Here is an 8712-nt window from a genome sequence, read left to right as displayed (position 1 = left end):
CGGGCCCGGCCCCGCCGCCCCCCACCCCCGGGCCCCGCGCGGCCGCGCGGGGCCGAGCCCGGCGGGTTTTTTGCGTCAGCGCTGGCGGCGTACCGGGGCGCCGTTGGCCTGGTAGTACGGGGCGGTGCTGCGGGCCAGCGCGGGGCGGCCGCGGATCACGTCGGCCAGCTTCTCGGCCATCATGATGGTCGGCGCGTTGAGGTTGCCGGTCACCACCTGCGGCATGATCGAGGCATCGACGATGCGCAGGCCGTCCAGGCCATGCACGCGGCCCTGGCCATCGACCACCGCCATCGGGTCGTCGGCATGACCCATCTTGTTGGTGCACGAGGGGTGGTAGGCGGTCTCGGCATGCTCGCGCACGAAGCCATCGATCTGTGCATCGGTCTGCAGCTCGCGGCCGGGCGAAATCTCGCGGCCGCTGTAGGGGGCCAGCGCCGGCTGCGCGAAGATCTCGCGGGTGATGCGGATGGCGGCGCGGAACTCGCGCCAGTCCTGCTCGTGCGACATGTAGTTGAACAGGATGCTGGGATGTTCGCGCGGGTCCTTGGAACGCACGTGGATGCGGCCGCGGCTGGGCGAGCGCATCGAGCCTACGTGCATCTGGAAGCTGTGCGCCTTGATCGGGTTGGAGCCGTTGTAGTTGATGGCCACCGGCAGGAAGTGGTACTGCAGGTTCGGCCAGTCGAATTCGGCATCGCTGCGGATGAAGCCGCCGGCCTCGAACTGGTTGCTGGCACCGATGCCGGTGCCCAGGAACAACCACTCCGCGCCGATTGCCGGCTGGTTGTACAGCTTCAGCGCCGGCGCCAGCGATACCGGCTTCTTGCATTCGTACTGCAGGTACATTTCCAGGTGATCCTGCAGGTTGGCGCCGACGCCGGGCAGGTGGTGCACCAGGTCGATATCCAGGCTGCGCAGCAGGTCGGCCGGGCCCACGCCCGAGCGCTGCAGGATCTGCGGCGAAGCAATGGCGCCGCCGCACAGCAGCACCTCGCGGCGGGCAGTGGCGCGCTGCGGCTGGTCGTTGTGCAGCCACTGCACGCCCACTGCACGCTTGCCCGAGAACAGGATGCGGTCAGTCAGGGCGTGGGTGACGATGGTCAGGTTCGGGCGCGGCTTTGCCAGGTCCAGATAACCGCGCGCAGTACTGGAGCGGCGGCCCTTCGCGGTGACCGTGCGGTCCATGGGGCCGAAGCCTTCCTGCTGGTAACCGTTCAGATCGTCGGTGCGCGGGTAGCCGGCCTGCACGCCGGCTTCGATCATGGCGGCAAACAGTTCGTTGTTGCCGGCCTTGGGCGTGGTGACCTGCAGCGGGCCCTGGTCGCCGTGGTAGTCGTTGGCGCCAATGTCGCGGGTTTCGGCCTTGCGGAAGTAGGGCAGGCAGTCCAGGTAGGTCCAGTCTTCCAGGCCCGGCATGCTGGCCCAGTTGTCATAGTCCATCGCGTTGCCGCGGATGTAGCACATGCCGTTGATCAGCGAGGAACCGCCCAGGCCCTTGCCGCGGCCGCAGTCCATGCGCCGGTTGTTCATGAAGGGCTCCGGGTCGGTCTTGTACGCCCAGTTGTAGCGCTTGCCCTGCAGCGGGTAGGCCAGTGCGGCCGGCATCTGCGTGCGGAAATCGAGGCGGTAGTCGGGGCCGCCGGCTTCCAGCAGCAGAACGCGCACATCGGCGTCTTCGGTCAGGCGGGTGGCCAGCACGTTGCCGGCCGAACCGGCGCCGATGATGATGTAGTCGTACTCGTGGGTGGTGCTCATGGTTGTCTCCTGCGGTCGGGGCGCGCTGCTCAGAACACGCTGGCGAAGTCGCCCAGTTCCACCTGGACCGATTTGATGCGGGTGTAGTGGCCCAGTGTGGACAGGCCGTTCTCGCGGCCCACGCCGGATTCCTTGTAGCCGCCCACCGGCATTTCGGCCGGCGATTCGCCCCAGGTGTTGATCCAGCAGATGCCGGCCTGCAGGCGGTGGATGATGCGATGGGCACGGCTGATATCGCTGCTGACCACGCCGGCGGCCAGGCCGAAGGGGGTGTCGTTGGCGCGCCGCACCGCTTCGTCTTCATCGTCGTAGGCCAGGATGCTCATCACTGGCCCGAAGATTTCCTCGCGCACGATCTTCATGTCGTCGCGGCAGTCGGAAAACACGGTGGGCTGCACGTACGCGCCCTCGGCCAGCGCACCCTCGGTGGCGCGGCCGCCACCGGTCAGCAGGCGGGCGCCTTCGGCCTTGCCGCTGTCGATGTAGCGCAGCACGTTGTCCATGTGCGGGAAGCTGACCATCGGCCCGAAGTTGGTCTCGGCGGCCTGCGGATCGCCGATGCGGATGCGCTTGACCCGCTCGACCACGGCAGCCTCGAACGCGGCCAGCATGCTGCGCGGCACGAACACGCGGGTGCCGTTGGTGCAGACCTGGCCGGAGCTGAAGAAGTTGGCCATCACCGCGATGTCGGCGGCGCGGCCGAGGTCGGCGTCATCGCAGATGACCAGCGGGGACTTGCCGCCCAGTTCCATGGTCACTTCCTTCAGGGACGACGACGCGGCGGCGGCCATCACCTTCTTGCCGGTGGCCACGCCGCCAGTGAAGGAGATCTTCTCGATCACCGGGTGTTCGGTGAGCCAGTTGCCGATCTCGCCGCCCGGGCCCTGCACGACGTTGAACACGCCGTCCGGCACGCCGGCTTCGGTGTAGATCTCGGCCAGCTTCAGCGCGGTCAGCGGGGTCACTTCGGAGGGCTTGAACACCATCGCGTTGCCCGCGGCCAATGCAGGGGCCGATTTCCACAGCGCGATCTGGATCGGGTAGTTCCAGGCGCCGATGCCGGCCACCACGCCCAGCGGTTCGCGGCGGGTGTAGAAGAAGCTCGATTCACGCAACGGCAGCTGGATGCCTTCGATGGCCGTGGCCAGGCCGGCGTAGTACTCCAGCACGTCGGCGCCGGTGACGATGTCCACGGTGGTGGTTTCGGCCAGGGCCTTGCCGGTATCCAGGGTTTCCAGCTGGGCCAGCGCATCATTGCGTTCGCGCAGCAGGTCGACCGCGCGGCGCAGGATGCGCGAGCGCTCCATCGCGGTCATCGCCGCCCAGACCTTCTGGCCTTCGGCCGCGCTGCGCACCGCGCGCTCGACGTCTGCCTGGCTGGCGATCTGCACCTCGGCCAGGACCTGGCCATTGGCCGGGTTGATGGACTGGAAGGTCTTGCCGCTGGTGGCATCGACGCGTCGGCCGTGGATGTAGAGCTGTTGGACGGGCAGGGCGGTCATGGGGGCACTCCTGGATACAAAGGGGGAAGGGCTTGAGGCTGCTTATACGCCCTCGGGCTGCAGCTGGAAGTCGATGTAGGCGTAGGCCAGCGCGCGGGCGGCCGCGGTATCGAACGGGCCGCCGACCAGGCTGCCGCGCAGCCACAGGCCGTCGATCATCGCGGCCAGGCCACGGGCGGCGTCGCGGGCGCGTTCGGCCGGCAGCGCGCGGTGGAACTGATGGGCCAGGTTGGAATACAGCCGCTGGTCGTTGATGCGCTGCAGGCGGGCCAGTTCCGGCTGGTGCATGCTCGCCGCCCAGAAGGTCAGCCATACGCGCATGGCCGGGCCGCTGGTCTGGGTCTGGTCGAAGTTGCCATCGACCAGCGCGCGCAGCTGGGCCCGCGGATCTGCATCGGCCTTGGCGCGGTACTGGGCGAAGGCGTCTTTCAGTTCGTTGAGGATCTGCCGCATCGCGGCGTTGAGCAGGCCGGCCTTGTCGCCGAAGTAGTGGGCGACGATGCCGGTGGACAGGCCGGCCTGGCGGGCGATGGTGGCCACGGTGGCGTCGGCCAGGCCGATGTCGTGGATCACCTGGAAGGTGGCCTGGATCAGCTGCTCGCGGCGGATCGGTTCGATGCCTTTCTTCGGCACGGTCTCACCTGGGGCATGGGCGTTGGCCCGAGGTGGACAGTATCGCGTTTGTTGATTGAACGTTCAATCAACAAAAAGTGAAGATGGTGTATGGATGGGGGTTCAGGGTCAGAGCCCTTTTCCTTTGGAAAGGGATCCAACCCCGGGATCCGACCCCTTGGCTTACAGGCGGAGGGCGGCTTCCAGCAGTGGGGTGGCCCAGGCGGGCGTAGCCGCCAGCTGGACGAGGTCGTCGGGCTCGGGGTACAGCACCTGGCCATCTTCCATCTGCAGCAGCAGCTGTGGGTCGGGCACGGCTTCGCCGGGGGCGGCTTCGGCGCTGTTGTCGTAGACCTGCAGCTGGGCCAGCACCGGCATCAGCCGGATCAGGTTCTGCTGCGCCAGTGGCCAGCGGCGTCGGATGTCGGCTTCGTTGATCGGGTGCCCGCCCGAGCGCACGCGGGCCTGGACCCGGGCGATGTGCTGTTCCGGGCTGGACAGGCCGCAGAACCACATCAGCACATCGTGGCTGTGGCTGGCTTCATGCAGCAGGGCGGCGATCGAATTGCCGCCCAGAGTGGTTTCAAAGGCATGGTTGCGGCGCCGGTCCAGCGCATCGCGGATGCGGTTGACGCCTTCCTGCCAGGCCTGGGCGTTGGCCTCGGCCTGCGACAGGCCGGTGATGCCGCGCAGTTCGCGGGCGAAGGTGTCGGGGTTGAACCAGTTCAGCCCGGCCTCGCGCAGCACATGGCCGCCCACCGAACTCTTGCCGGCGCCATTGACGCCGGCAAGGACGTACAGGAAAGGCCGCGCCATCAGTGGCCGGTGCCGGCCTTGACCTGCCCGCCAAGGCGGGCGGGGCGGCGCAGCAGGTCGCGTGCGCTGCTGCCGGCCTGGGCCTGCTGCAGTACCGCCAGGCGCTGGTCGAAGCCGGCACGCAGTTCAGCCAGGCCCGGGGCTTGGTCGCGCAGCTCCTCAAGCGAGGCTTCCAGCGCCTCCACGCGCGCCTGCAGGGCGCGGTACTGCTCGATGGAGACGATGACCGCCTGCGGTTCGTTATGGTTGGTGACCACCACCATGCGCTGGTCGCGGACCTCCTGCATGACCTTGCGCCAGTGTTCCTTCACCGACGAGGCGGTGGTGTGGGTCAGCTCGTTGATGGGGTCGAAGCGGACGGGCAGGTGAAGCATGGCGGGCTCCGGAAGGGGTGACCTGTGGCGCCAGCCTACACCGGATGTGGACGAATTTCATGAATGATGAAAAACATCATAAATATGAAAATTAGAGGCAGCTATTTCATCCCATTCCTAAAGACGCCATACGCCGCCGTACTGCACCATCACAGGCCGTTCCGTGAGGGAGAGTGCGATGCGCATTGCCGTGAGTTGCCTGCTGTTCTGTAGTTCCGCCGTGGCCTTGGCGCAGACGCCGCCACCGATGCAGCAGTTGGATTACCCGGTGCTGGCGATCGGCGACACCGGCCAGTTCCGGGTGCAGGTGCCGGCCTACGCCGGCGGCCAGGGCCGGGTGTCGTACGCGGCGCATGCGCTGATGCCGGGCAGCAGTGAGGACCGGGGCTACCGGTTCGTGGCCGTGCAGTGCGAGGATCCCGGGTTCACCCCGGTCGTGCACTACGAGAATCGTGGGGTGGTGTGTTCGCGCATTGGCCAGGCGGCGCACCCGGCGTTCGAGATGGTGGTGACGGTGGTCAATACCGGCGCCGCTGAGGGCGAGACCGTGATGGAAGAGGGGCTGCGCGGGCTGGTGTACGACGTGGGGCCGACGGCGGCCCCGTGGCGGATCTATGGCGTGCGGCCGTAGCGGCTGACGCCCTGGTGGGTGCCAACCTTGGTTGGCACGCCATGCCTTGGTAGGTGCCAACCTTGGTTGGTACGCCATGCCTTGGTAGGTGCCAACCTTGGTTGGCACGCCATGCCCTGGTAGGTGCCAACCTTGGTTGGCACGTTGGGATCAGTCGAGCAAGCTCGACTCTACGGAAGTCCGGACATTACCGGCCGGCGAGCTGGCGCAGCACGTACTGCAGCAGGCCGCCGTGGCGGAAGTACTCGACCTCCTTCGGGGTCAGCAGCATCACCGACACTTCGAAGGTCTTCTGGGTTCCGTCGGCCTTGGTTGCGGTAACGGTGGCGCGCTTGCTTGCGCCATCCTGCAGGCCGGTGATGTCGATCACTTCCGAGCCGTCCAGACCCAGCGACTGTGCGTTCTCACCGTTGCGGAACTGCAGCGGCAGCACGCCCATGCCCACCAGGTTGGAACGGTGGATGCGTTCGAAGCTTTCGGCAACCACTGCCTTCACGCCCAGCAGCAGGGTGCCCTTGGCCGCCCAGTCACGCGACGAGCCGGTGCCGTATTCCTTGCCGGCCAGCACCACCAGCGGCACCTTGTCGGCCTTGTACTTCATCGCCGCATCGTAGATGGCCAGCTTTTCCGGCTGGCCGCCAGCGGCGGGATAGTACAGGGTGTTGCCACCCTCTTCGCCACCGAACATCAGGTTCTTGATGCGGATGTTGGCGAAGGTGCCGCGCACCATCACATCGTCGTTGCCGCGGCGGCTGCCGTAGCTGTTGAAGTCGGCCGGCTGTACGCCGCGTTCCTGCAGGAAGCGGCCGGCGGGCGAGTCCTTCTTGATGTTGCCGGCCGGGGAGATGTGGTCGGTGGTGATCGAATCGCCGAACAGGCCCATCACGCGTGCGCCGTGCACGTCGTCGATGCTGCCGGTCTGCATGGTCATGCCATCGAAGTAGGGCGGGTTCTTGATGTAGGTGGAAGCATCGCTCCACTCGTACAGATTGCCGTCCGGCGAGGCGATGGTGTTCCAGCGGCTGTCGCCCTTGAACACGTCGGCGTAGTTCTGCTTGAACATGTCCGGGCCCAGGGTGGCGGCGATGACATCGCCGATTTCCTTGTTGCTGGGCCAGATGTCGCGCAGGTACACCGGCTGGCCATCGCTGCCGGTGCCGAGCGGTTCGGTGGTCAGGTCGATGTCGGTGGTGCCGGCGATTGCATAGGCCACCACCAGCGGCGGGCTGGCCAGGTAGTTCATCTTTACTTCGGGGTGCACGCGGCCTTCGAAGTTGCGGTTGCCCGACAGCACCGAGGTGACCGCCAGGTCGCCCGCGGCGATACCGGCGCTGACTTCGGTCGGCAGCGGGCCGGAATTGCCGATGCAGGTGGTGCAGCCGTAGCCGACCACGTAGAAGCCGATCTTCTCCAGCTCCTTCAGCACGCCGGCTTTTTCCAGGTAATCGGTAACCACGCGCGAGCCCGGGCCGAGCGAGGTCTTCACCCACGGTTGGCGGTTCAGGCCCTTGGCGGCCGCGTTGCGCGCCAGCAGGCCGGCACCGATCATCACCGCCGGGTTGGACGTGTTGGTGCAGGAGGTGATGGCGGCGATGACCACCGCGCCATCCTTCAGGCGCACCTTGCGGCCTTCGATCTCGATGTCGGCCTGGCCCTTGGCCAGTTGCTCGTTGCCGACCGCCGTGCCGCCACCTTCATTGGTGAAGTTGGCGATGGCCGCGTCCTTGCGGTCGCGGTTGGCGGTCAGGCCGACCAGGGCTTCGCGGTAGTTCTTCTGCACGTCTTCAAGCAGCACGCGGTCCTGCGGGCGCTTGGGGCCGGCCAGTGACGGCTTCACCGTGCCCATGTCCAGTTCCAGCGTGGTGCTGTACTGCGCCGGCGCGCTGCCCGGTTCATGCCACAGGCCCTGCGCCTTGGCATAGGCTTCGACCAGGTTGATCTGTTCTTCGCTGCGGCCGGACAGGCGCAGGTAGTTCAGCGATTCGTGATCGATCGGGAAGATGCCGCAGGTGGCGCCGTATTCGGGGGCCATGTTGCCGATGGTGGCGCGGTCGGCCAGCGGCAGGTGCTGCAGGCCGTCACCGAAGAATTCGACGAACTTGCCGACCACGCCCAGCTTGCGCAGCATCTGGGTGACGGTCAGCACCAGGTCGGTTGCGGTAGCGCCTTCAGGCAGCTTGCCGGTCAGCTTGAAGCCGACCACCTGCGGAATCAGCATGGACGAGGGCTGGCCAAGCATGGCCGCCTCGGCTTCGATGCCGCCCACGCCCCAGCCGAGCACGCCGATGCCATTGATCATGGTGGTGTGGCTGTCGGTACCGAAGACGGTATCGGGGTAGGCCACGTCCTTACCGTCCTTCTGCGCGGTCATCACCACGCGGGCCAGGTTTTCCAGGTTCACCTGGTGGACGATGCCGGTGTTGGGCGGCACCACCTTGAAGTTGTCGAACGCCTTCTGGCCCCAGCGCAGGAAGCCGTAGCGTTCCTGGTTGCGCTGGAATTCGATCTTGCCGTTCAAGTCCAGCGCGTCGGGCTTGCCGAACACATCCACCTGCACCGAGTGGTCGATGACCAGTTCGGAGGGGATCTGCGGGTTGATCTGTTCCGGCTTGCCGCCCAGCTTGACCACCGCGTCGCGCATGGCGGCCAGGTCGACCACGCAGGGCACGCCGGTGAAATCCTGCAGCACCACACGTGCGGGCATGAAGGCGATTTCGGTGTCCGGCTCGGCGCTGGGCTGCCAGCGGGCGACCGCTTCGATGTGTTCGGGGCCCACGGTGGCGCCACCATCCTCGTGCCGGAGCAGGTTCTCCAGCAGGATCTTCATCGAATAGGGCAGGTGGGAGATGTCGAAGCGCTGGCCCAGCTTGGGCAGGCTGAAGTAATCGTAGGCCTTGCCGCCAACATCGAGCTGGCTGCGGGTGGAGAACGAATCGCTCATGCGGATGACTCCTCTTGCGGATGGCTTGCTCTGGCCCGTGCGTATACGGGCCTGCTTGCGGTCGCCGCGGGCCTGCTG

General features: G+C 66.8%; 7 protein-coding genes. 1 reads left to right on the top strand and 6 read right to left on the bottom strand.

The window, feature by feature from the left end:
- Positions 1-75: 75 nt before the first annotated feature.
- The 5 genes from betA to IAE58_RS13100 form a co-directional block, all read right to left on the bottom strand.
- Positions 76-1758 (bottom strand): choline dehydrogenase, encoded by a 1683-nt coding sequence (betA, locus tag IAE58_RS13120; protein WP_199933537.1) that lies wholly within the window; start codon positions 1756-1758, stop codon positions 76-78.
- A gap of 29 nt (positions 1759-1787) precedes the next feature.
- The gene (gene betB, locus IAE58_RS13115) at positions 1788-3260 is read right to left on the bottom strand and encodes a betaine-aldehyde dehydrogenase (RefSeq protein ID WP_199933536.1); all 1473 of its coding nucleotides are present in this window, start codon (positions 3258-3260) and stop codon (positions 1788-1790) included.
- Between the two features lie 42 nt (positions 3261-3302).
- On the bottom strand, positions 3303-3893 hold the full coding sequence (gene betI / locus IAE58_RS13110; RefSeq protein WP_108768759.1) for a transcriptional regulator BetI: 591 nt from the start codon (positions 3891-3893) through the stop codon (positions 3303-3305).
- A gap of 162 nt (positions 3894-4055) precedes the next feature.
- Positions 4056-4688: an AAA family ATPase gene (locus IAE58_RS13105; protein WP_199933535.1), complete on the bottom strand. Its 633-nt coding sequence runs from the start codon at positions 4686-4688 to the stop codon at positions 4056-4058.
- Positions 4688-5062, bottom strand: a complete 375-nt coding sequence (locus IAE58_RS13100) for a type II toxin-antitoxin system Phd/YefM family antitoxin (RefSeq protein WP_108752998.1) — start codon at positions 5060-5062, stop codon at positions 4688-4690. Before IAE58_RS13100 ends, IAE58_RS13105 begins: the two co-directional genes overlap by 1 nt.
- 178 nt (positions 5063-5240) lie before the next feature.
- On the opposite strand from IAE58_RS13100, the gene IAE58_RS13095 reads away from it, so the two are divergent.
- The gene (locus IAE58_RS13095) at positions 5241-5693 is read left to right on the top strand and encodes a hypothetical protein (protein WP_199933534.1); all 453 of its coding nucleotides are present in this window, start codon (positions 5241-5243) and stop codon (positions 5691-5693) included.
- Between the two features lie 187 nt (positions 5694-5880).
- Here IAE58_RS13095 and acnA read toward each other — a convergent pair whose 3' ends face one another.
- Positions 5881-8634 carry an aconitate hydratase AcnA gene (acnA, locus tag IAE58_RS13090; protein WP_199933533.1) on the bottom strand — a complete coding sequence of 918 codons (2754 nt, stop codon included), beginning with the start codon at positions 8632-8634 and terminating at the stop codon, positions 5881-5883.
- Positions 8635-8712: the final 78 nt, after the last annotated feature.

It is taken from the genome of Stenotrophomonas sp. S49, assembly GCF_016624905.1.
In the GTDB taxonomy this organism is placed as follows: Bacteria; Pseudomonadota; Gammaproteobacteria; order Xanthomonadales; family Xanthomonadaceae; genus Stenotrophomonas.
Note: the sequence above shows the minus strand (reverse complement) of the source record. Positions and strands in the feature narration are given on the sequence as shown.